The sequence below is a fragment of the Streptomyces lunalinharesii genome, from assembly GCF_039532155.1.
GTDB classification, from domain to species: Bacteria; Actinomycetota; Actinomycetes; order Streptomycetales; family Streptomycetaceae; genus Streptomyces; species Streptomyces lunalinharesii.
The window spans coordinates 96,335-116,576 of record NZ_BAAARK010000002.1; the positions used below are offsets into that span (position 1 = coordinate 96,335).

Here is a 20,242-nt window from a genome sequence, read left to right on the forward strand (position 1 = left end):
TACCCCCCTCTCTCCGGAGGCACCGATGCCATCCCGTCGTACGCTCCGCAGGCCGGCCGTCCTCAGTGCGGTGGCCGCCTGCGCCGCCCTCACCGGCGGCCTGCTCAGCGTGCAGTCCGCCTCGGCGGCCGGCACCCGGATACACGACATACAAGGCAGGACCCGGATATCCCCGCTGGCCGACAAGCAGGTCAGCGACGTTCCCGGCACCGTGACCGCGATCCGGGCGTTCGGCTCGTCCCGCGGTTTCTGGGTGCAGGACCCGCACCCCGACGACGACCCCGCCACCAGCGAGGCGGTCTTCGTCTTCACCGGCAAGGAAACGCCCGCGGTGGCGGTCGGCGACGCGCTCACCTTCAGCGGCACGGTCACCGAGTACTACCCGGGCGGCAAGGACGCCGGCGGCCAGTCCGTCACCGAGGTCACCGGCGCCACCTGGAAGGTCACCGCGAGCAACCAGCCGCTACCGGCCCCGGTCAAGCTCAACGCGTCCGCGATCCCCGCGGCGTACGCGCCGGACGCCGGCGGCCAGAGCATCGAGTCGCGCACCCTACAGCCCGCCAGGTACGCGCTCGACCGCCTGGAGTCGCTGGAGGGCATGCGGGTCGCGGTCTCCGACGCCCCGGTCGTCGGCCCCACCAACACCCACAACGAGCTGTGGGTGACCGCCACCCCCCGGCACAACCGCACCACCCGCGGCGGCACGCTCTACGGGTCGTACGCCGACCCCAACGGCGGCCGGGTCAAGGTCCAGTCGCTCATTCCGTTCTCCCAACGACCGTTCCCGGTCGCCAACGTCGGGGACCGGCTGAACGGCACCACCGCCGGCCCCCTGGACTACGACAACTTCGGCGGCTACACCCTCCAGGCCACCGAGTTGGGCACGCTCGCCGCGCACACCCCCGCGCCCGAGGTCACCCGCAAGCAGACGGCAGACGAGTTGGCGGTGGCGACGTACAACGTCGAGAACCTCGCCCCGGACAACCCGCAGACCAAGTTCGACCGGCTGGCGAAGGGGCTGGTGCACAACCTCGCCGCCCCCGACGTGGTGGCCTTGGAGGAGGTCCAGGACGACAGCGGCGCCACCGACGACGGCACGGTGACCGCGGGGGCCACCCTGAAGAAGCTCACCGACGCCATCAAGGCGGCCGGCGGCCCGGCCTACGAGTGGCGGGCCATCGACCCGCAGAACGACCAGGACGGCGGCCAGCCCGGCGGCAACATCCGGGTGGCGTTCCTGTTCAACCCGCAACGGGTGGCGTTCACGGACGTCAAGGGCGGCGACGCGACCACGCCGGTGCAGGTCGTCGACGACCACGGCCGGGCCGGGCTCTCCGCGTCGCCGGGGCGGATCGCGCCGACCGACGCGGCGTGGAAGGCCAGCCGCAAGCCGCTGGTCGGCGAGTTCGCGCTGCGCAGCGCGCCGGACCGCCGGGTCTTCGTGATCGCCAACCACTTCAACTCCAAGGGCGGCGACCAGGGCCTGGACAGCCGTTTCCAGCCGCCGGCCCGGACCTCGGAGACCCAGCGCACCGCCCAGGCGAAGCTGGTCAACACCTTCGTCAAGGAACTGCTGGCCAAGGACCCCAAGGCCGACGTGGTGGTGGCCGGGGACCTCAACGACTACCAGTTCTCCCCCGCGTTGAAGGCGCTCACCAGCGGCGGCGTGCTCACCGACCAGGTCACCAAGCTGCCGGCCGCCGAGCGCTACAGCTACGTCTACCAGGGCAACTCCCAGGTGCTGGACCACCTGCTCACCAGCAGGGCGCTGGCCCGCACCGACTACGACGTGGTGCACATCAACGCCGAGTACGCGGACCAGACCAGCGACCACGACCCGCAGGTGCTGCGCCTGACGCCCTGACCGCCCGACTCCTGCCCCTCGCCTCACCCGGGGTGACCTTCGCATCACCCCACCAGCCCACTTCCGGGGGCCAACTGCGCCCGGGGGTGCGGTACTGGGCTGGTAAGCATCGTTTCGGCGAGACAAAAGGAGTCATGATGCCGAAGTCGCAGAACCGTAAGTCGGGCAAGCAGGACCGGGCCGCGGAGCGGCGCTCCGAGCAGCACCGGCCGCAGGCGGAGGAGTCCGCCGCAGAGCGCACCCAGGACCTGAAGCCGCGGTCGCGCAAGGCTGACTGACGCGAAGAGGGCAGTACGCCGAAGCGGCCGTCGCACCTCACGGGTGCGGCGGCCGCTTCTCGTCGTTCCGGCGCCGGTCGGGCGCGCGGTCACCTGGCGGCGGGTACCGCCGCCCGGCCGTCGGACCCGTCCCCGGCGACCGCCGTCGGCCCGGCCGCCGGCTCGACGGGCAGCAACTCCCGCACCAGCAGGGTCGCCCCGGCCACCGCGCCCGGCATCAGCACCACCGCCGCGAACGGGATCAGGAACAGCAGCACCAGCGGGGTGCCGAAGCCGACCGCCAGCCAGCGCCGGCCGCGCAGCAGCCGCAGCCGTTCGCGCACCGGCACGTCCCGGCGCTGCATGGCCACCGTGGTCAGCTCCACGGCGAGGAAGAAGCCGGAGACCCCGAAGCCGACGACCGGGACGACGGTCTGGCCGACGACCGGCAGGAAGCCCAGCAGGAAGAGCAGCACCCCGAACCCGGCGGCCCGCAGCAGCACGTGGACCAGGTCCCGCAGCGCGACGGCGATCTCCCGCCACAGCGGGCGGCCCGGCCCGGGCGGGCAGCCGCCCTCGCTCTCCTCGACCCGCTCCGAGAGCGACTCGTAGAAGGGGTCGCCGATCAGCAGGGTGACGGCGGTGAAGGTCAGCACCGACAGCGTCAGCCCGCCGGCCAGCAGCAGCGCCACGAACAGCCCGCGCAGCAGCCCCTGCCACGGCGCGCCCCAGCCGTCGGCGAACGGCGTCGCCCAGGCGGCGAGGTCGCCGGAGTACAGCGCCAGCACGGTGAACAGCCCCGCGTACAGCACCAGCGCGACCAGCGCGGGCAGGAGTCCGAACCCCCACCACCGGCCGTGCCCGGCGACCCAGCGCACGCCCCGGCCCAGGTACCGCATCCCCGCTACAAGATCACGCATGGAGTCACCCTATCGGCGCGGTGCGGCAGTTGACCGGTCCGGGACAACCGGCCGGCCGGCGGGCCCCCACCGGATCGGACGGAGAAACGCCCCGGGCCCGGCGGGGTGGCCGCCGGGCCCGGGGCGATGACCGTGGGACGGTGCCCGGTCAGTTGTGGCTGTGCAGGATCTCGTTCAGACCGCCCCAGACCGCCTTGTTCGGGCGGGCTTCCACGGTGCCGGTGGTGGAGTTGCGGCGGAAGAGGATGTTGTCGGCGCCGGAGAGCTCCAGCGCCTTGACGATCTGGCCGTCGGGCAGCGTGACGCGGGTGCCGGCGGTCACGTACAGACCGGCCTCGACCACGCACTCGTCGCCCAGCGCGATGCCGATGCCGGACTCGGCACCGAGCAGGCAGCGCTCGCCGATCGCGATGATCTGCTTGCCGCCACCGGAGAGGGTGCCCATCGTGGAGGCGCCGCCGCCGATGTCGCTGCCGTCGCCGATCACCACGCCGGCGCTGATCCGGCCCTCGATCATCGAGGTGCCCAGCGTGCCGGCGTTGAAGTTGACGAAGCCCTCGTGCATGACGGTGGTGCCGGCCGCGAGGTGGGCGCCCAGCCGCACCCGGTCGGCGTCGGCGATCCGGACGCCGGCGGGCGCCACGTAGTCGGTCATCCGCGGGAACTTGTCGACGCTGGTGACCTGGAGGTGCAGGCCCTCGGCGCGGGCGTTGAGCCGGGCCGTCTCCAGCTGGTCGACCGGCACCGGGCCGAGCGAGGTCCAGGCGACGTTGGCCAGCAGGCCGAAGACGCCCTCCAGGCTCTGGCCGTGCGGCTTGACCAGGCGGTGGCTGAGCAGGTGCAGGCGCAGGTAGGCGTCGTGCGCGTCCAGCGGCTTGTCGTCCAGGGAGGCGATGACCGTGCGGACGGCCACGACCTCCACGCCGCGGACCGGGTCCGGGCCGATGGCCTTCAGGACGGCGGCGCCCAGCAGCTCGGTGGCGCGGTCGTCCGCCAGCTGCTCGGTGCCGGCCGGGCCCGGCGCGTCGACCAGCTCGGGCGCGGGGAACCAGGTGTCGAGAACGGTGCCGTCGGCGGCGACGGTGGCGAGCCCGGCGGCGACGGCGCCGGTGGTACGGGGAGTTGCAGCATCGGTCATGCTGGAAACCTAACCGGAGCCGCCCCGTGGTGGCGAACCGGTCTCAGCGATCGGTCCCCGGCCGTGCGCTCGCGCCCCGGGGCCCTCCCCGCCCGTCGCCCGGCGGGTGCGGCCGTACCCGCCGCCCTACGGCGCCGACCGGTCACCGGACGGTCCCAGCACCCCCGCCAGCCCCTCGCGCACCACGTCCGGCTGGAAGGGCTGCCCGGTGAGCAGGTGCTGGAGCATCAGCCCGTCGGTGAAGGCCACCACCGCCCGCGCTGCGGCCCGGTCGCCGGTCCGTCGGGCGAGCAGCGTCACCATCTCGTCCAGGCACTCGGCCGCGATCGGCCGGACCGCCTCGTGCCGCAGCGCCGCCAGGTACAGCTCGTACTCCAGCTCCACCCGCGCCCGGTCCCCGGCGAGGGTCTCGGTGACCAGGCGGGCCGCCTCGTCGGCGAGCGGCACGGTCGGGTCGATTCCGTCCACCCAGCGGGCGAAGTCCGCCAGCCACCAGCCGTTGGCCTGTCGCAGCGCGGCGACCAGCAGGTCGTCGAGGGTCGCGAAGTGGTACGTCGTGGAGCCCAGCGGGACGTCCGCCGCGGTGGCCACCGCGCGGTGGCTGAGCCCGGCGATGCCCCGCTCCCCGACCACCGCGATCGCCGCGTCGATGATCCGCTGCCGCCGGTCCGGGTCGTAGCGGCGGGCCATCAGTGCGCCCCGCCGAGGTTGAGCACCACGACCCCGACTATCACCAGCAGCACCCCGAGGATCTTGAGCGGGTTGGTGCTCTCGCCCAGGAACACCATGCCGATCGCGGCGATCAACGCGGTGCCGGCCCCCGCCCAGATCGCGTACGCGGTCCCGACGCTCATCGACTTCAGGGTCTGGGCGAGCAGCGTGAAGGCCAGCACGTAGCCGAGGGCGGTGCCGAGCGAGGGCCACAGCTTGCTGAAGCCGTGGCTGTACTTCATCGAGGTGGTGGCGAGGATCTCGGAGAGGATCGCGCCGGCGAGCGTCAGGTAGGCCATGCGTACGAGCGTACACAGCGTTGCGTACGGGCGTACACAACGAGCGGGAGCCCTCGCCGCGACCGCACCGACCGGCGCCGGACCCCACAACGCGGACCCCACGACGACACCACGGCCGTGCCCACCGGTTGCCTGGTGGACACGGCCGTGGTGACCGTGCGGAGGTGCCGCGGGAGGGCCGCTCAGACGTTGAAGCCCAGCGCGCGCAGCTGCTCGCGGCCGTCGTCGGTGATCTTGTCCGGGCCCCACGGCGGCATCCAGACCCAGTTGATCTTCAGCTCGTTGACGATGCCGTCCGTCGCGGACCGCGCCTGGTCCTCGATGACGTCGGTCAACGGGCAGGCCGCCGAGGTCAGCGTCATGTCGATGGTGGCGATGTTGGCGTCGTCGATGTGGATGCCGTAGATCAGCCCGAGGTTGACGACGTCGATGCCCAGCTCGGGGTCGACGACGTCGTACAGCGCCTCGCGGACCTCTTCCTCCGAGGCCGGCTTGGTGGTGGTCGGGGTGTCGGTCATGCGGTCTTCGCCTCCTGGGAAAGGGCCTTGGCCGTGGCGTCCTTCCAGGCCATCCAGCTGAGCAGGGCGCACTTCACGCGCGCCGGGTACTTGGAGACGCCGGCGAACGCGACCGCGTCCTCCAGCACCTCCTCCATGGCGTCATCCGGCTCCACCTGGCCCTTGGACTGCATCAGCTCCAGGAACGCCTCCTGGATCCGCTGCGCCTCACCGAGCTCCTTGCCGACCAGGAGGTCGTTGAGCACCGACGCACTGGCCTGGCTGATCGAACAGCCCTGCCCCTCGTACGACACGTCCTCGATGGTCGTGCCGTCGAGCCGCACGCGGAGCGTGATCTCGTCGCCGCACGTGGGGTTGACGTGGTGCACCTCGGCGTCGCCGTCCCGAAGACCGCGCCCGTGGGGGTGCTTGTAGTGGTCCAGGATGACGTCCTGGTACATGGAATCCAGCTTCACGACTCAGTCAGTCCTCGTCCTCATCCGTCGTGCTCGTTCACCGCGGCTACTCGTCAGCCGAAGAAGTTGCGGACGTGCTCCAGGCCCTCGACCAAGGCGTCGACCTCACCCGGGGTGGAGTACAGATAGAACGACGCTCGCGTGGTCGCAGGAATTCCGTAGCGCAGGCAGACCGGACGCGCGCAGTGGTGACCCACCCGGACCGCGATGCCCTGTTCGTCCAGCACCTGACCCACGTCGTGCGGGTGGATGTCGCCGAGCGTGAAGGAGATCGTCGCCCCGCGGTCCTCGGCCGTGCTCGGGCCGATGATCCTGAGGTCGGGGACCTCCAGCAGCCGCTTGACGGCGTACTCGGTGATCGCGTGCTCATGCGCGGCGATCTTGTCCATGCCGATGGCGGCGAGGTAGTCCACCGCCGCGCCGAGGCCGACGGCCTGGGCGATCGGGGGCGTACCGGCCTCGAACTTGTGCGGCGCCGGGGCGTACGTGGAGGAGTGCATCGAGACGGTCTCGATCATCTCGCCACCGCCGAGGAACGGCGGGAGGTCCTCCAGCAGCTCCTGGCGGCCCCACAGGACGCCGATGCCGGTCGGGCCGCACATCTTGTGGCCGGTGAAGGCCACGAAGTCGGCCTGCAGCGCCTGGACGTCCAGGACCATGTGCGGCGCCGCCTGCGAGGCGTCTATGACCACCAGGGCGCCGACTTCCTGGGCGCGGCGGATGATCGTCTCGACCGGGTTGACCGTGCCCAGGAGGTTGGACACCAGGGTGAAGGAGACCACCTTGGTCCGGTCGGTGATGACCTCGTCGATCGTGGAGAGGTCCAGCCGGCCGTCGTCGGTCAGGCCGAACCACTTCAGCTTCGCGCCGGTGCGCTGCGAGAGCAGCTGCCACGGAACGATGTTGGAGTGGTGCTCCATCTCCGTGATGACGATGTCGGTCTCGTGGTCCACGCGGTAGGGCTCGTCGGCCCAACCGAGCATGTTCGCCACGAGGTTGAGCGACTCCGAGGCGTTCTTGGTGAAGATCACCTCGTTGCGGCTCGGCGCGTTGATGAAGGTGGCGACCTTGTCGCGGGCACCTTCGTACAGCGCCGTGGCCTCCTCGGCGAGCACGTGCACGCCGCGGTGGACGTTGGCGTTGTGACGTTCGTAGTAGGCACTCAGGGCGTCGAGGACCTGGCGCGGCTTCTGCGACGTCGCCGCGTTGTCCAGGTACACGATCTTCTTCCCGTCGTGGACCTGACGGTCCAGGATGGGGAAGTCCTTACGGATCGCCTCTGTGTCGAGGAGGCCCGGCAGCTGTGTCACGCGGTGGTACCACCCTTCACGTACGCCTCGTAGCCCTCGGCCTCCAGCTTGTCCGCCAGCTCGGGGCCGCCGGAATCGGCGATCCGGCCGTTGGCGAAGACGTGGACCTGGTCGGGCTTGATGTAACGGAGGATCCGGGTGTAGTGGGTGATCAGCAGGGTGCCCACCTCACCGGTCTCGCGGACGCGGTTGACGCCCTCGGAGACCACCCGCAGCGCGTCGACGTCGAGGCCGGAGTCGGTCTCGTCGAGGATCGCGATCTTCGGCTTGAGCAGCTCCAGCTGGAGGATCTCGTGGCGCTTCTTCTCACCGCCGGAGAAGCCCTCGTTGACGTTGCGCTCGGCGAACGCCGGGTCCATCTGGAGACGCTCCATGGCCGCCTTGACCTCCTTGACCCACGTGCGGAGCTTGGGGGCCTCGCCGCGGATGGCGGTGGCGGAGGTGCGCAGGAAGTTGGAGACCGAGACGCCGGGGACCTCGACCGGGTACTGCATGGCGAGGAAGACGCCGGCGCGGGCGCGCTCGTCGACGGACATCTCCAGGACGTCCTCGCCGTCGAGGGTGACGGTGCCGCCGGTGATCGTGTACTTCGGGTGACCCGCGAGGGAGTAGGCGAGGGTCGACTTGCCGGAGCCGTTGGGGCCCATGATGGCGTGCGTCTCGCCCTGCTTCACGGTCAGGTCGACGCCCTTAAGGATCTCGCGCTGGCCGTTCTCGGCCTCGACGGAGACGTGCAGGTCGTGGATCTCAAGCGTTGCCATGGGTGACTCAGGACTCCTGGGTGACGGAGACGAGCACGTCGTCCCCTTCGATCTTTACGGGGTAAACGGGGACGGGGCGCGTCGCGGGAAGGCCGGACGGCTTGCCGGTGCGCAGGTCGAAGCTCGAACCGTGCAGCCAGCACTCGATCGAGCAGTCCTCGACCTCGCCCTCCGAGAGCGAGACGTTGGCGTGCGAGCAGATGTCGTTGATCGCGAACACCTCGCCCTCGGTGCGCACCAGCGAAATCGGCGTGCCGTCGATCTCCACCCTCTTGGGGGTGTCCTCCTCCAGCTCGCTCAGCGCGGCGGCGCGTACGTAGGTCATGCCGCGGATGCTTCCAACTCGGCTTCGATCTTGCTCATCAGCCGCTCCTCGACGTCCGGGACGCCGATCTGCTGGACCAGCTCGGCGAAGAAGCCGCGGACGACCAGCCGGCGCGCCTCGTCGGCGGGGATGCCGCGGGCCATCAGGTAGAAGAGCTGCTCGTCGTCGAACCGGCCGGTCGCCGAGGCGTGGCCGGCGCCGACGATCTCGCCGGTCTCGATCTCCAGGTTGGGCACCGAGTCGACCCGCGCGCCGTCGGTCAGGACGAGGTTGCGGTTGAGCTCGTAGGTGTCGGTGCCGGTGGCGGCCGCCTGGATCAGCACGTCGCCGATCCAGACCGCGTGCGCGTCCTGCCCCTGCAGCGCGCCCTTGTAGGTCACCTGCGAGCGGCAGTTCGGGGTGTCGTGGTCGACGAAGAGGCGGTGCTCCTGGTGCTGGCCCCGCTCGGTGAAGTACAGGCCGTAGAGCTCGGCCTCGCCGCCGGGGCCCTGGTAGTCGATCCGCGGGTGGAGGCGGACCAGGTCGCCGCCGAAGGTGACGACCACGGACTTGAAGCTGGCGTCCCGGCCGACCAGGGCGTTGTGCTGGCCGCAGTGGACGGCGGTGTCGTCCCAGTCCTGCACGGAGACCACGGTCAGCTTGGCGCCGTCGCCGAGCAGGTAGTCGACGTTGGCGGCGAGCACGCCGTCACCGGTGTGGTCGATGACCACGACGGCCTCGGCGAACGCGCCCAACTCGATGACCTGGTGGCCGAAGGCGGTGCCGCCCTCGCCGTGCACCCGGATCCGCACCGGCTCGGTGAGGACGGTGTCCTTGGGGACGGTGATCACCGACGCCTTCTCGAACACGCTGTACGCCTGCGCGGCGACGCGGTCCACCGGCTTGCCGGCCTTGCCGACCCGCGGGTCGGCGCGGTCGACGAGCTCGTGGGTGACCCCCTCGGGCGCGGTGATGTCGACCTTCAGGTCGGGGCCACCGGCCGTGGCGCTGCCGTCGTGCAGACCGCGCAGCCGCGCGAGCGGCGTGAAGCGCCACTCCTCCTCGCGGCCGTGCGGCACCGGGAAGTCCGCCACGTCGTAGGACGGCGGGGCGCTCATCCGGGTGGCGACGGTGGACTCCGCAGCCACCGCGATGGAGCCGGTGGTCGTGGAACCCGCCGGGATGGTCGTCTGAGCCTCAGCCATGGCTGTCGTCTAGCTCGCTTTCTGCGTTCTGTCGGGAGTCAGTCGCTGCGTGGGGCCGGGGTCAGCCGACCGCGCCTTCCATCTGCAGCTCGATCAGCCGGTTGAGCTCCAGCGCGTACTCCATCGGCAGCTCACGGGCGATCGGCTCGACGAAGCCGCGGACGATCATCGCCATGGCCTCGAACTCCGTCAGGCCGCGGGCCATCAGGTAGAAGAGCTGGTCCTCGCTGACCTTGGAGACGGTCGCCTCGTGGCCCATGGAGACGTCGTCCTCGCGGACGTCCACGTAGGGGTAGGTGTCCGAGCGGGAGATGGTGTCCACCAGCAGGGCGTCACACAGCACGTTGGACTTGGAGCCCGCGGCGCCCTCGCCGATCTCGACCAGGCCGCGGTAGGAGGTCCGGCCGCCACCCCGCGCCACCGACTTGGAGACGATGTTGGAGGAGGTGTTCGGCGCCATGTGGACCATCTTGGAACCGGCGTCTTGGTGCTGGCCCTCGCCCGCGAAGGCGATGGACAGGGTCTCGCCCTTGGCGTGCTCGCCCATCAGGTAGACCGCCGGGTACTTCATCGTCACCTTGGAGCCGAGGTTGCCGTCGACCCACTCCATGGTCGCGCCCTCGTAGGCGACGGCGCGCTTGGTGACCAGGTTGTAGACGTTGTTCGACCAGTTCTGGATCGTCGTGTAGCGGCAGCGGCCGCCCTTCTTGACGATGATCTCCACGACCGCGGAGTGCAGCGAGTCCGACTTGTAGATCGGCGCGGTGCAGCCCTCGACGTAGTGGACGTACGCGTCCTCGTCGACGATGATCAGCGTCCGCTCGAACTGGCCCATGTTCTCGGTGTTGATCCGGAAGTAGGCCTGCAGCGGGATGTCGACGTGGACACCCTTGGGGACGTAGATGAACGAGCCGCCGGACCAGACCGCGGTGTTCAGCGACGCGAACTTGTTGTCGCCGACCGGGATGACCGTGCCGAAGTACTCCTGGAAGAGCTCCGGGTGCTCTTTGAGCGCGGTGTCGGTGTCCAGGAAGATGACGCCCTGCTCCTCCAGGTCCTCGCGGATCTGGTGGTAGACGACCTCGGACTCGTACTGCGCGGCGACACCGGCGACCAGGCGCTGCTTCTCCGCCTCGGGGATGCCGAGCTTGTCGTAGGTGTTCTTGATGTCCTCGGGCAGGTCCTCCCAGGAGGCGGCCTGCTGCTCGGTGGAGCGGACGAAGTACTTGATGTTGTCGAAGTCGATGCCCGACAGGTCGGAGCCCCAGGTCGGCATGGGCTTCTTGCCGAACAGCTTCAGCCCCTTGAGGCGGAGCTTGAGCATCCACTCCGGCTCGTTCTTCTTCCCCGAGATGTCGCGGACGACGGCCTCGGACAGGCCGCGCTTGGCAGCGGCGCCGGCGGCGTCGGAGTCGGCCCAGCCGTATTCGTAGTTGCCCAGTCCCTCAAGCTCAGGGTGAGCAGTCTCCGTGGGGAGCGTCATGCGGGGTTCCTCCCGGCCGTGGTGCTAGCAGAAGCTGTGGTGGTCTTTGTGGGGCGCTCACCGGTGCGGTGAGCTGCCTTGCCGGCGCCGGCCTTCGGGACGAAGGTCGTGCACACCCCGTCGCCGTGGGCGATGGTGGCAAGGCGCTGTACGTGGGTCCCGAGCAATCGGGAGAAGACCTCGGTCTCCGCCTCGCACAGCTGCGGGTACTGCTCGGCGACGTGGACGACCGGGCAGTGGTGCTGGCAGAGCTGTTCACCGAGCTGGGGATTGGGCGCACTGCGCGCCGTAGCAGCGTACCCGTCCGCGGTCAACGCCCTCGCCAGGGCCTGGGTGCGGGCCTCCGGCTCGGCCGTCTCGACCGCCTCGCGGTACCCCTCGGCCTGTGCGGCCAGCCGGGCCCGGGCGAACGCGGCGACCGCCGCCTCGCCCTGGGCGCCGCCGCCCGCGCTCTGCGCGATCCAGCGCAGCGCGTCGGCGGCGAGGTCGTCGTACGCCTGGTCGAAGGCGTCCCGGCCGCACTCGGTGAGCGCGAACGCCTTGGCCGGACGGCCGCGGCCGCGGGCGCCGTAGATCCGCTTCTCGCGGGGCTCCACGACGCCCTCGGCGGCCAGCGCGTCCAGGTGACGGCGGACGGCGGCCTGGGTCAGCTCCAGGCGGAGGGCGAGCTCGGCCGCGGTGGACGGACCGTGGTCGAGGATGGAGCGGGCGACGCGATTGCGGGTACCGGGCTGGTCGTCGTGCGCCGGCGCGACGGAACCCGGACCGGCGGTCTGCCGGGCCGCGGGCCTCTTCCGATCCTCGCTCGCGTTTTTCACAACGCCATTGTTGCGTAATTCGCCAAAGCGATTCAAGCCTGTACCGAATGGCGGACCGGTGGCCTCCATCACTTAGGGTTACCTAATTACGGCCCTGACCGTCACGCTCCGGAACCACCGTCGGCCGACCCAGGAGGTTACCCGGCGCCGGAGCCCCGCAGGGCCCGCCCGGACGGGCCCCGGCCCCCGCTCCCGGCACCCCGACCGGCTCCGTAGACTGCCCGGCATGCCCAGCACCTCCCCAGGGGACGCCCCCCGCTCCCCCGGCCGCGAGCCCGCCGTCGAGGTCGTCGGCCTGGTCAAGCGGTACGGGAAGAAGACCGCCGTGGACGGTCTCGACCTCACCGTCGCGCGCGGCACCGTGACCGCGGTCCTCGGCCCCAACGGCGCCGGGAAGACCACCACCGTCGAGACCTGCGAAGGGTACCGGCGCCCGGACGCCGGCCGGGTCCGCGTCCTGGGACTGGACCCGGTCGCCGACGCCGCCGCCCTGCGCCCCCGGATCGGCGTGATGCTCCAGTCGGGTGGGGTCTACGCGGGCGCCCGGGCCGAGGAGATGCTGCGGCACACCGCCACCCTGCACGCCCACCCCCTCGACGTGGACCGGTTGATGGACCGGCTGGGCCTGGAAAGCTGCGGGCGCACCGCGTACCGGCGGCTGTCCGGCGGGCAGCAGCAGCGGCTGGCCCTGGCGATGGCCGTGGTCGGCCGCCCCGAGCTGGTGTTCCTGGACGAGCCGACGGCCGGCCTCGACCCGCAGGCCCGCCGCGCCACCTGGGATCTCGTCAGGGAACTGCGCGCCGACGGCGTCAGCGTGGTGCTGACCACCCACTTCATGGACGAGGCCGAGCAGCTCGCCGACGACGTCGCGATCATCGACGGCGGCCGGGTCGTCACCCAGGGCAGCCCGGAGGAGCTGTGCAAGGGGGGCGCGGAGAACAGCCTGCGCTTCACCGGCCGCCCCGGCCTGGACGTCGCCTCGCTGCTCAAGGCGCTGCCGGCGGAGAGCGCCGCCGCCGAACTGACCGCCGGCACCTACCGCGTCCAGGGCCGGATCGATCCGCAACTGCTGGCCACCGTGACCTCGTGGTGCGCCCAGAACGGCGTGCTGCCCGCCGCGATAGCCGTCGAGCGCCACACGTTGGAGGACGTCTTCTTGGAACTGACCGGCAAGGAGCTGCGCGCATGACCACCGCGACCGGCACGTTCGCCCCGCGGCCCGGCGCCGCCCCGCTGCCCCGGATGATCCGCGCGCAGGCCACCTTGGAAACCAAGATGCTGCTGCGCAACGGCGAGCAGCTGCTGCTGACGGTGATCATCCCGACGCTGCTGCTGGTGCTGTTCTCCGCCGTCCGCATCATCGACACCGGCGCCGGCAAGCCGGTGGACTTCCTCGCCCCCGGCGTCCTCGGGCTCGCCGTCCTGTCCACCGCCTTCACCGGGCAGGCCATCGCCACCGGCTTCGAGCGGCGCTACGGCGTGCTCAAGCGGCTGGCCGCCTCGCCGCTGCCGCGCTGGGGCCTGATGACCGCCAAGACCTGCGCAGTGCTGGTCACCGAGGTCCTCCAGGTCGCCCTGCTGACCGTGGTCGCCCTCGCGCTGGGCTGGTCCCCGCACGGCGCTGGGACGTTTTCCGGCGTGCTCTCCGTGGTCCTGCTGCTCCTGCTGGGCACCGCCGCCTTCTCCGGCCTGGGGCTGCTGATGGCCGGCACCCTCAAGGCCGAGGCCACGCTGGCCGCCGCCAACCTGGTCTTCCTGCTGCTGCTCGTCGGCGGCGGGGTGATCGTCCCGCTGGACAAGTTCCCGGCCGGGGCCCAGCAGGTGCTCCAGTTCCTGCCGATCTCCGCGCTCTCGGACGGGCTGCGGGAGGTCCTCCAGCACGGCGCCGGCCTGCCCCTGGCCGACCTCGGCATCCTGGCCGTCTGGGCCGTCCTGGGCCTGGGCGCGGCGGCCCGGTTCTTCCGCTGGGAGTGACCGCCCGCCCCGCCCGACCAGCCCCGCGCGCCCGTTTCGCACCCCTCGTGAAAACTCGCACAAGCCGCCGCCTACGATGACTCCCGTGCCGAACACGCTGAATCCCCTTGAGCTGATCGCCCGCCACTGGCAGCCCTCCGCGCGCTTCGTCCGGCGGGCGGCGCTCGCCACCGTCGTGATGGCCGTGATCATCGTCGTGACCGGCGGCGCGGTCCGGCTGACCGAGTCCGGCCTCGGCTGCTCGACCTGGCCCAAGTGCACGCCGGACAGCCTCACCCCGACCGCCGCGATGGGCATCAACGGCCTCATCGAGTTCGGCAACCGCATGCTGACCTACGTCCTGTGCGCGGTCATCGGGCTGTTCATCATCGCCGCCCGGGCCCGCGCGCCGCGCCGCCGGGCGCTCACCCGACTCGGCTGGGCACAGTTCTGGATCGTGATGGGCAACGCGGTCTGGGGCGGCATCGTCGTGCTGACCGGCCTGAACCCGTACCTCGTCGCCGCGCACTTCCTGCTCACCAGCGCCCTGCTGACGGTCGCCGTGCTGAGCTGGCAGCGCGCCAAGGAGGGCGACGAGGAGCCGCGCGACGTGGTCGCCCGCCCGGTCCGGCAGCTGTCCTGGCTGCTGGTGGTGGCGACCGGCGCGCTCACCGTGATCGGCACGGTCGTCACCGGCACCGGCCCGCACGCCGGAGACGCCCACAAGGTCCACCGCATCCCGCTGAACTGGCAGGAAGTCACCCAGCTCCACGTCGACTTCGTCTACGTCGTGGTCGGCCTGAGCGTCGCCCTGTGGTTCGCCCTGCGCGCGGTCAAAGCCCCGGCCGCGGCGCGCCGCACCGCGCTGGAACTCCTCGGCTGCATCGCCCTCCAGGGCGTCATCGGCTACGTCCAGTACTTCAGCGGCCTGCCGGAGATCGTGGTCGGGCTGCACATGCTGGGCTCGACCCTGGTGTGGATCGCCGTGCTGCGGGTCGCCCTCGCCCTGCGCGAGCGCGGTCCGCTCCAGGTGGACGACCCCGCGGCGCCGGCCGTCGACGCGGCGCCGGACGCTCAGCTCGCCTCCGCCGCCAGCCGGTAGACCCGGCGCGCGGTCCCCGAGCCGACCAGCTCGGCGATCCGCCGGCCGTCCGAGGCGGCGCACAGCCCCTCGGCGGCCCACTCCCCGACGACGCGTTCGACGGCCCGTGAGAAGAGCCGGGCCGCGGTGACGTAGAGCTCGGGCAGCCCCCGCGCCCCCGAGGAGAACATCAGCTTGCCGAACGGCGCCTGACCCAGCGTCTCCTCGGGGAACGGGCCGGTGTCCGCGTAGACGTGGGCGTGCACCGTGGCGAGCTGCGCGGCCCGCCGGTGGTGCGGGACCCGGGGCAGCAGCACCACGTCCGAACCGAGCCCCGCGGTGGCCCGGAGGAACTCGGTCAGCGGCTGCGGATCGGGACAGTGCAGCTGCACCGGCAGCCCGGTGGCCACCGCGCTCCACAACAGGTGCCGGACGAGCGCCGGCTCCCCCAACAGCTCCCCCGGACGGCGACCGCGCAACCAACGGTCGGCGGCCCGGCGCACCGCGCCCGCATCCGGGGCCCGGCCCTCGCAGTAGGTGGCGCCCGAGGCGAAGGCGGTGGCGTGCTGGGCGGCGGCGTAGAGGGCCTCGGCGGTGTATCCGAGGAAGGAGTCGACGCTCCCGGAGGTGTCGGCGACCTGCTCGGCGAGCGGTTCCAAGCGGACGACCTCGTGGGCGCGGGCCTCGGCGGCGGCCGCGAGTTCGGCGGCCGAGGTCAGGCCCGCCGGGGCGCCGGCCTCCACCAGGAACGCGCCGATGCCGGCCCCGCGCAGCAGCATCCGGCCGGCCAGGAAGGCGCCCAGCTCCCGCCGGCGGGCCAGGTAGCGCACCGGCGAACAGTGCGGCTCCAGACCGAGCAGCGGGGGGCACCAGCGGCGTATCGCGAGTCCGGTGCGGGTGTCGAAGTGACTGGTGCCGGGGGGCGCCGGGCCCTCGGCACCGGAAGCGGCGGCCAACCGGGCCTCGAAGGAACCGAGGCCGAGTTCGCCGTGGACGGCACCGTGGCTGTGTTGGTCGACGAGCAGGGGGAGTGTCGCCATCCGCCCTCCTCCGCCGTCAGCCCACCGGCGTGGCCGGTCCACCGCGCCCGGTGAGCCTAACGGGCGAGCCCGCGGTGAGGTAGCGGGCGGTGCGCCCCGGCGCACGGCACCGGGGCGGCGCTGCGGAGCCCTACGGGTTGGCCGGGCCGCCCAGTTGGAGGCCGGCCATCCGGGACCACTCGTACGGACCGGTGCGGACCTTGCCGGCCAGCTCGCCGTCGAAGTCGTCCTGCAGGGTGAGGCCGGCCTGTTCGGCGGCCTTCTCGGCGGCGCCGTAGCTGTCCGCGACGAGGTTGCCCCACTCGCCGTTGGCGCCGACCAGGGCGATCCGGGTGCGCCCGCGGCCGATGTGGGCGAGCTGTCCCTCGGCGCTACCGCCGTGGGAACTCGCGAAGGCCCGGATCTGCTTGGCGAGTCGGGCCGCCTGCTTGTCGGCCCGCTTCTGCGCCGGGTTGGCGGGGGCCGGGCCGCCCGCCGCCTGCTCGTCCGCCTGCTGGGTGTCTGCCATGGTCAGCATGCTACTCGCGGGTACGGCCTTCGTGGGGGTGATCCCCCACACCTTGGTCAGCGCAGGAAGGGGTCCACCGCGACGGCGACGAACAGCAGCGACACGTAGGTGATGGACCAGTGGAACAGCCGCATCTCCTTGAGCTTGGCACCGGTGACGCCGGCCTTGGCGCGGGACTGGAGGGCGTGCGCCTCGCGGAGCCAGAAGGCGCCGCAGGCGACCGCGACCGCGGTGTAGAACCAGCCGGTGTAGCCCAGCGGCTGGAGCAGCAGCGAGACCGCGACCATCACCCAGCTGTAGACGACGATCTGCCGGGCGACGACCTTGTTGCCCGCGACGGCCGGCAGCATCGGCACGCCGACCCGCTTGTAGTCGTCACTGACCTTCATCGACAGCGGCCAGTAGTGCGGCGGCGTCCAGAAGAAGATGACGAGGAAGAGGATCAGCGAGGCCCAGGAGACGGAGTTGGTCACCGAGGACCAGCCGATGAAGACCGGCATGCAGCCCGCGATGCCGCCCCAGACGATGTTCTGCGAGGTACGCCGCTTCAGGATCATCGTGTAGACGACCACGTAGAAGAAGATCGCCCCGAGCGACAGCATCGCCGACAGCGGGTTGACGAGGTACCAGAACAACGCGGTGGAGCCGACCGTGAGCGCGGACGCGAAGACCAGGCACTCGCGCGGCGAGACCATCCCGGTGACCAGCGGCCGCTGCGCGGTGCGGTCCATCATCGCGTCGATGTCGCGGTCGAGGTACATGTTGAAGGCGGCGGCGCCGCCGGCGGAGAGGTAACCACCGACGCAGGTGGCCAGCACCAGCCACAGGTCCGGCACACCGCCGGCGGCCAGGAACATCACCGGCACCGTCGTCATCAGCAACAGTTCGATGACCCGCGGCTTGGTCAGCGCGATGAACGCCTTCACCCGGGCCCCGAACGGCCGGTTACCGGGACTCCCGGGGACTTGAGAGAGCCCCCCCGCAGGACGGGTTTCGACGGCCGTCACGCACACCCCTGGAAGTTAACGTCAGCGGCCTGGGCCGCGGAGATAAGGCCAGCAAGCTCCGCCGGCAGTGAACACCCGGTAAAGGCTTGCGCTTACCACGCCACTTTAGACGTTGGCCATACGGCGACTCTCGCGGGGGTGGGGTCGTGTTGGGCACCTGAGCGCGGGGTGGTGGTGGCGGCGGGCCCGGCGGAGCGCGCGACGGTTTGTCCGGAGGTCTCCCGGGACGTTCGCCCGGCGTTCGAGAGGCGGAGGCGCCCGGGGCCCGGCAGTCTGGTCCTAGGGCGCGCCCCAGGAACCGGGAATGCCCCGGCATCGACTTGATTGCCCCAAGCGAAGATTGCTCCCGCGAGACCCGCCCGCCGACTGAGCGCCCCCGGCGCCGACTGAGCACCGACTGAGCGCCGAAATCACCGACTGAGCGTCGAAAAGGCGGGCCCATTTACGGGGGTAGGCTCGACACCGCCTGGGCGGACACGCCGTCCGCGTTCGACAGTGGAGAGGAGCCCTGACTCAGGGTGAGCACCAAGCCGACCACCACAGATTTCGAGTGGACCGAACTGGACCAGCGGGCGGTGGATACCGCCCGCGTCCTGGCCATGGATTCCGTGCAGAAGGTCGGTAACGGCCATCCGGGTACGGCCATGAGCCTGGCGCCCGCCGCCTACGTTCTGTTCCAGAAGCTCATGCGGCACGACCCCGCCGATGCGGACTGGACCGGCCGGGACCGGTTCGTCCTCTCTGCCGGCCACTCCAGCCTGACCCTCTACACCCAGCTCTTCCTGGCCGGCTTCGGCCTGGAACTGGACGACCTGAAGGCCTTCCGCACCTGGGGCTCGAAGACCCCCGGTCACCCGGAGTACGGCCACACCACCGGCGTGGAGACCACCACCGGCCCGCTGGGCCAGGGCGTCGCCAACGCCGTGGGCATGGCCATGGCGTCCCGCTACGAGCGCGGCCTGTTCGACCCCGAGGCGGCGCAGGGCACCTCGCCCTTCGACCACACCATCTACTGCATCGCGGGCGACGGCTGCCTCCAGGAAGGCATCGCCGCCGAGGCGTCCTCCCTGGCCGGCCACCAAAAGCTCGGCAACCTCGTGCTGCTGTGGGACGACAACCACATCTCCATCGAGGGCGACACCGAGACCGCCGTCTCCGAGGACACCTGCAAGCGCTACGAGGCGTACGGCTGGCACGTCCAGCGCGTCGAGCAGGCACCCAACGGCGACCTGGACCCGGCCGGCCTGGCCCGGGCCGTCGAAGCCGCCAAGGCCGTGACCGACCGCCCGTCGTTCATCGCGATGCGCTCGATCATCGCCTGGCCGGCCCCCAACGCCCAGAACACCGAGGCCGCCCACGGCTCGGCGCTGGGCGACGAGGAGATCGCCGCCACCAAGCGCGTGCTCGGCTTCGACCCGGAGCAGACCTTCGAGGTCACCGACGAGGTCCTGGCGCACACCCGCGGCGCCCTGGACCGCGGCCGCGAGGCCCGCGCCGAGTGGGAGAAGGCGTTCGCCGCCTGGCGCACCGCCAGCCCCGAGCGCGCCGCCACGTTCGACCGGATCGCCGCGGGCGAACTGCCCGAGGGCTGGCAGGAGCACGTCCCGGCGTTCGAGACCGGCAAGGCGGTGGCCACCCGTGCCGCCTCCGGCAAGGTCCTGCAGGCGCTGGGCGCGGTCGTGCCCGAGCTGTGGGGCGGCTCCGCCGACCTCGCGGGCTCGAACAACACCACGATCGACAAGACCTCCTCGTTCCTGCCCGAGGGCAACCCGCTGCCGGGCGCCGACCCCTACGGCCGCACCATCCACTTCGGCATCCGCGAGCACTCCATGGGCGCGGAGATGAACGGCATCGCGCTGCACGGCAACACCCGCATCTACGGCGGCACCTTCCTGGTGTTCTCCGACTACATGCGCAACGCCGTCCGCCTGTCCGCCCTGATGCACCTGCCGGTGACGTTCGTGTGGACGCACGACTCCATCGGTCTGGGCGAGGACGGCCCGACCCACCAGCCGGTCGAGCACCTGGCCTCGCTGCGCGCCATCCCGGGCCTGAACGTCGTCCGCCCGGCCGACGCCAACGAGACCGCCCTCGCCTGGCGCGAGATCATGCGCCGCTGGACGAAGGAGTTCGGCGTGGGCGCCCCGCACGGCCTGGCGCTGACCCGTCAGGGCGTGCCGACGTACGAGGCCAACGAGGACACCGCCAAGGGCGGTTACGTCCGCTTCGAGGCCGAGGGCGGCGCGGCGCAGCTCGTGCTGATCGCCACCGGTTCCGAGCTGCAGCTGGCCGTCGCGGCCCGCGAGCAGCTCCAGGCCGAGGGCGTGCCCACCCGCGTGGTGTCGATGCCGTCGGTGGAGTGGTTCGAGGAGCAGGACCAGGAGTACCGCGACAGCGTGCTGCCGCCCTCCGTCAAGGCCCGCGTCGCCGTCGAGGCCGGCATCGGCCTCACCTGGCACCGCTACGTCGGCGACGCCGGACGCATCGTGTCCCTGGAGCACTTCGGCGCCTCCGCCGACGCCAAGGTCCTCTTCCGCGAGTTCGGCTTCACCCCCGAAGCGGTGGCCGCCGCCGCACGGGAATCCCTGGCCGCCGCCGCGCGCTGACGCC

At 71.5% G+C, this 20,242-nt stretch carries 21 protein-coding genes; 6 read left to right on the forward strand and 15 right to left on the reverse strand.

Features of this window, described 5'->3' with window-relative positions:
* The first annotated feature begins 25 nt into the window (after window positions 1-25).
* A complete protein-coding gene (locus tag ABD385_RS04485) occupies window positions 26-1,864 on the forward strand; it encodes an endonuclease/exonuclease/phosphatase family protein (protein WP_344573613.1) in 1,839 nt (612 codons plus the stop codon).
* A gap of 137 nt (window positions 1,865-2,001) precedes the next feature.
* Window positions 2,002-2,142: a hypothetical protein gene (locus ABD385_RS04490; protein ID WP_165479640.1), complete on the forward strand. Its 141-nt coding sequence runs from the start codon at window positions 2,002-2,004 to the stop codon at window positions 2,140-2,142.
* A gap of 89 nt (window positions 2,143-2,231) precedes the next feature.
* On the opposite strand, the gene ABD385_RS04495 is transcribed toward ABD385_RS04490, so the two are convergent.
* The 12 genes from ABD385_RS04495 to ABD385_RS04550 all read right to left on the reverse strand — a co-directional run bounded on the left by ABD385_RS04495 (window position 2,232) and on the right by ABD385_RS04550 (window position 12,043).
* On the reverse strand, window positions 2,232-3,041 hold the full coding sequence (locus ABD385_RS04495; RefSeq protein ID WP_344573614.1) for an EI24 domain-containing protein: 810 nt from the start codon (window positions 3,039-3,041) through the stop codon (window positions 2,232-2,234).
* A 148-nt stretch (window positions 3,042-3,189) separates the two neighbouring features.
* Complete coding sequence (gene dapD, locus ABD385_RS04500) at window positions 3,190-4,179, reverse strand: 2,3,4,5-tetrahydropyridine-2,6-dicarboxylate N-succinyltransferase (RefSeq protein ID WP_344573615.1); 990 nt, start codon at window positions 4,177-4,179, stop codon at window positions 3,190-3,192.
* Window positions 4,180-4,305: 126 nt separating this feature from the next.
* Window positions 4,306-4,869 (reverse strand): TetR/AcrR family transcriptional regulator, encoded by a 564-nt coding sequence (locus ABD385_RS04505; protein WP_344573616.1) that lies wholly within the window; start codon window positions 4,867-4,869, stop codon window positions 4,306-4,308.
* Complete coding sequence (locus tag ABD385_RS04510; protein ID WP_344573617.1) at window positions 4,869-5,189, reverse strand: DMT family transporter; 321 nt, start codon at window positions 5,187-5,189, stop codon at window positions 4,869-4,871. The genes ABD385_RS04505 and ABD385_RS04510 overlap by 1 nt, the downstream gene beginning before the upstream one ends.
* Before the next feature lie 182 nt (window positions 5,190-5,371).
* Window positions 5,372-5,707 (reverse strand): metal-sulfur cluster assembly factor, encoded by a 336-nt coding sequence (locus ABD385_RS04515; protein ID WP_016578639.1) that lies wholly within the window; start codon window positions 5,705-5,707, stop codon window positions 5,372-5,374.
* Window positions 5,704-6,162, reverse strand: coding sequence for a Fe-S cluster assembly sulfur transfer protein SufU (gene sufU, locus ABD385_RS04520; RefSeq protein WP_344573618.1), 459 nt, complete (start codon window positions 6,160-6,162; stop codon window positions 5,704-5,706). The genes ABD385_RS04515 and sufU overlap by 4 nt, the downstream gene beginning before the upstream one ends.
* A 53-nt stretch (window positions 6,163-6,215) precedes the next feature.
* Entirely contained in the window at window positions 6,216-7,472 is a 1,257-nt protein-coding gene (locus ABD385_RS04525; RefSeq protein ID WP_344573619.1) for a cysteine desulfurase, read from the reverse strand.
* A complete protein-coding gene (gene sufC, locus ABD385_RS04530; RefSeq protein WP_344573620.1) occupies window positions 7,469-8,233 on the reverse strand; it encodes a Fe-S cluster assembly ATPase SufC in 765 nt (254 codons plus the stop codon). The genes ABD385_RS04525 and sufC overlap by 4 nt, the downstream gene beginning before the upstream one ends.
* Window positions 8,234-8,240: 7 nt before the next feature.
* Window positions 8,241-8,558 carry a non-heme iron oxygenase ferredoxin subunit gene (locus ABD385_RS04535; RefSeq protein WP_016578643.1) on the reverse strand — a complete coding sequence of 106 codons (318 nt, stop codon included), beginning with the start codon at window positions 8,556-8,558 and terminating at the stop codon, window positions 8,241-8,243.
* Window positions 8,555-9,742 (reverse strand): Fe-S cluster assembly protein SufD, encoded by a 1,188-nt coding sequence (gene sufD, locus ABD385_RS04540; RefSeq protein WP_344573621.1) that lies wholly within the window; start codon window positions 9,740-9,742, stop codon window positions 8,555-8,557. Before sufD ends, ABD385_RS04535 begins: the two co-directional genes overlap by 4 nt.
* Window positions 9,743-9,803: 61 nt before the next feature.
* Window positions 9,804-11,225: a Fe-S cluster assembly protein SufB gene (sufB, locus tag ABD385_RS04545; RefSeq protein WP_344573622.1), complete on the reverse strand. Its 1,422-nt coding sequence runs from the start codon at window positions 11,223-11,225 to the stop codon at window positions 9,804-9,806.
* Window positions 11,222-12,043, reverse strand: coding sequence for a helix-turn-helix transcriptional regulator (locus ABD385_RS04550; protein ID WP_344573623.1), 822 nt, complete (start codon window positions 12,041-12,043; stop codon window positions 11,222-11,224). The genes sufB and ABD385_RS04550 overlap by 4 nt, the downstream gene beginning before the upstream one ends.
* Window positions 12,044-12,269: 226 nt before the next feature.
* Here ABD385_RS04550 and ABD385_RS04555 point away from each other — a divergent pair, with 226 nt between their 5' ends.
* The 3 genes from ABD385_RS04555 to ABD385_RS04565 all read left to right on the forward strand — a co-directional run bounded on the left by ABD385_RS04555 (window position 12,270) and on the right by ABD385_RS04565 (window position 15,098).
* Window positions 12,270-13,232, forward strand: a complete 963-nt coding sequence (locus tag ABD385_RS04555; protein ID WP_344573624.1) for an ABC transporter ATP-binding protein — start codon at window positions 12,270-12,272, stop codon at window positions 13,230-13,232.
* The gene (locus ABD385_RS04560; RefSeq protein ID WP_344573625.1) at window positions 13,229-14,017 is read left to right on the forward strand and encodes an ABC transporter permease; all 789 of its coding nucleotides are present in this window, start codon (window positions 13,229-13,231) and stop codon (window positions 14,015-14,017) included. Before ABD385_RS04555 ends, ABD385_RS04560 begins: the two co-directional genes overlap by 4 nt.
* An 85-nt stretch (window positions 14,018-14,102) precedes the next feature.
* On the forward strand, window positions 14,103-15,098 hold the full coding sequence (locus ABD385_RS04565; protein WP_344573626.1) for a COX15/CtaA family protein: 996 nt from the start codon (window positions 14,103-14,105) through the stop codon (window positions 15,096-15,098).
* On the opposite strand, the gene ABD385_RS04570 is transcribed toward ABD385_RS04565, so the two are convergent.
* From ABD385_RS04570 to ABD385_RS04580, 3 genes are all read right to left on the reverse strand, one after another.
* On the reverse strand, window positions 15,071-16,117 hold the full coding sequence (locus ABD385_RS04570; RefSeq protein WP_344573627.1) for an amidohydrolase: 1,047 nt from the start codon (window positions 16,115-16,117) through the stop codon (window positions 15,071-15,073). The two genes, ABD385_RS04565 and ABD385_RS04570, sit on opposite strands and share 28 nt — an antisense overlap.
* Before the next feature lie 130 nt (window positions 16,118-16,247).
* The gene (locus ABD385_RS04575; protein ID WP_344573628.1) at window positions 16,248-16,634 is read right to left on the reverse strand and encodes a type 1 periplasmic-binding domain-containing protein; all 387 of its coding nucleotides are present in this window, start codon (window positions 16,632-16,634) and stop codon (window positions 16,248-16,250) included.
* 47 nt (window positions 16,635-16,681) lie between these two features.
* The gene (locus tag ABD385_RS04580) at window positions 16,682-17,632 is read right to left on the reverse strand and encodes a heme o synthase (protein ID WP_344573629.1); all 951 of its coding nucleotides are present in this window, start codon (window positions 17,630-17,632) and stop codon (window positions 16,682-16,684) included.
* Between the two features lie 518 nt (window positions 17,633-18,150).
* Here ABD385_RS04580 and tkt point away from each other — a divergent pair.
* Window positions 18,151-20,238, forward strand: coding sequence for a transketolase (gene tkt / locus ABD385_RS04585; protein WP_344573630.1), 2,088 nt, complete (start codon window positions 18,151-18,153; stop codon window positions 20,236-20,238).
* The last annotated feature ends 4 nt before the right edge of the window (window positions 20,239-20,242 follow it).

What these genes read in the sequence shown, in the direction of transcription:
- sufD (WP_344573621.1), bottom strand. Translation starts at nt 9,742, where the DNA reads ATGGCTGAGGCTCAGACGACCATCCCGGCGGGTTCCACGACCACCGGC.
- ABD385_RS04575 (WP_344573628.1), bottom strand. Translation starts at nt 16,634, where the DNA reads ATGCTGACCATGGCAGACACCCAGCAGGCGGACGAGCAGGCGGCGGGC.
- ABD385_RS04505 (WP_344573616.1), bottom strand. Translation starts at nt 4,869, where the DNA reads ATGGCCCGCCGCTACGACCCGGACCGGCGGCAGCGGATCATCGACGCG.
- ABD385_RS04515 (WP_016578639.1), bottom strand. Translation starts at nt 5,707, where the DNA reads ATGACCGACACCCCGACCACCACCAAGCCGGCCTCGGAGGAAGAGGTC.
- sufC (WP_344573620.1), bottom strand. Translation starts at nt 8,233, where the DNA reads ATGGCAACGCTTGAGATCCACGACCTGCACGTCTCCGTCGAGGCCGAG.
- ABD385_RS04485 (WP_344573613.1), top strand. Translation starts at nt 26, where the DNA reads ATGCCATCCCGTCGTACGCTCCGCAGGCCGGCCGTCCTCAGTGCGGTG.
- dapD (WP_344573615.1), bottom strand. Translation starts at nt 4,179, where the DNA reads ATGACCGATGCTGCAACTCCCCGTACCACCGGCGCCGTCGCCGCCGGG.
- ABD385_RS04570 (WP_344573627.1), bottom strand. Translation starts at nt 16,117, where the DNA reads ATGGCGACACTCCCCCTGCTCGTCGACCAACACAGCCACGGTGCCGTC.
- ABD385_RS04490 (WP_165479640.1), top strand. Translation starts at nt 2,002, where the DNA reads ATGCCGAAGTCGCAGAACCGTAAGTCGGGCAAGCAGGACCGGGCCGCG.
- ABD385_RS04510 (WP_344573617.1), bottom strand. Translation starts at nt 5,189, where the DNA reads ATGGCCTACCTGACGCTCGCCGGCGCGATCCTCTCCGAGATCCTCGCC.
- ABD385_RS04535 (WP_016578643.1), bottom strand. Translation starts at nt 8,558, where the DNA reads ATGACCTACGTACGCGCCGCCGCGCTGAGCGAGCTGGAGGAGGACACC.
- ABD385_RS04495 (WP_344573614.1), bottom strand. Translation starts at nt 3,041, where the DNA reads ATGCGTGATCTTGTAGCGGGGATGCGGTACCTGGGCCGGGGCGTGCGC.
- sufB (WP_344573622.1), bottom strand. Translation starts at nt 11,225, where the DNA reads ATGACGCTCCCCACGGAGACTGCTCACCCTGAGCTTGAGGGACTGGGC.
- ABD385_RS04560 (WP_344573625.1), top strand. Translation starts at nt 13,229, where the DNA reads ATGACCACCGCGACCGGCACGTTCGCCCCGCGGCCCGGCGCCGCCCCG.
- ABD385_RS04555 (WP_344573624.1), top strand. Translation starts at nt 12,270, where the DNA reads ATGCCCAGCACCTCCCCAGGGGACGCCCCCCGCTCCCCCGGCCGCGAG.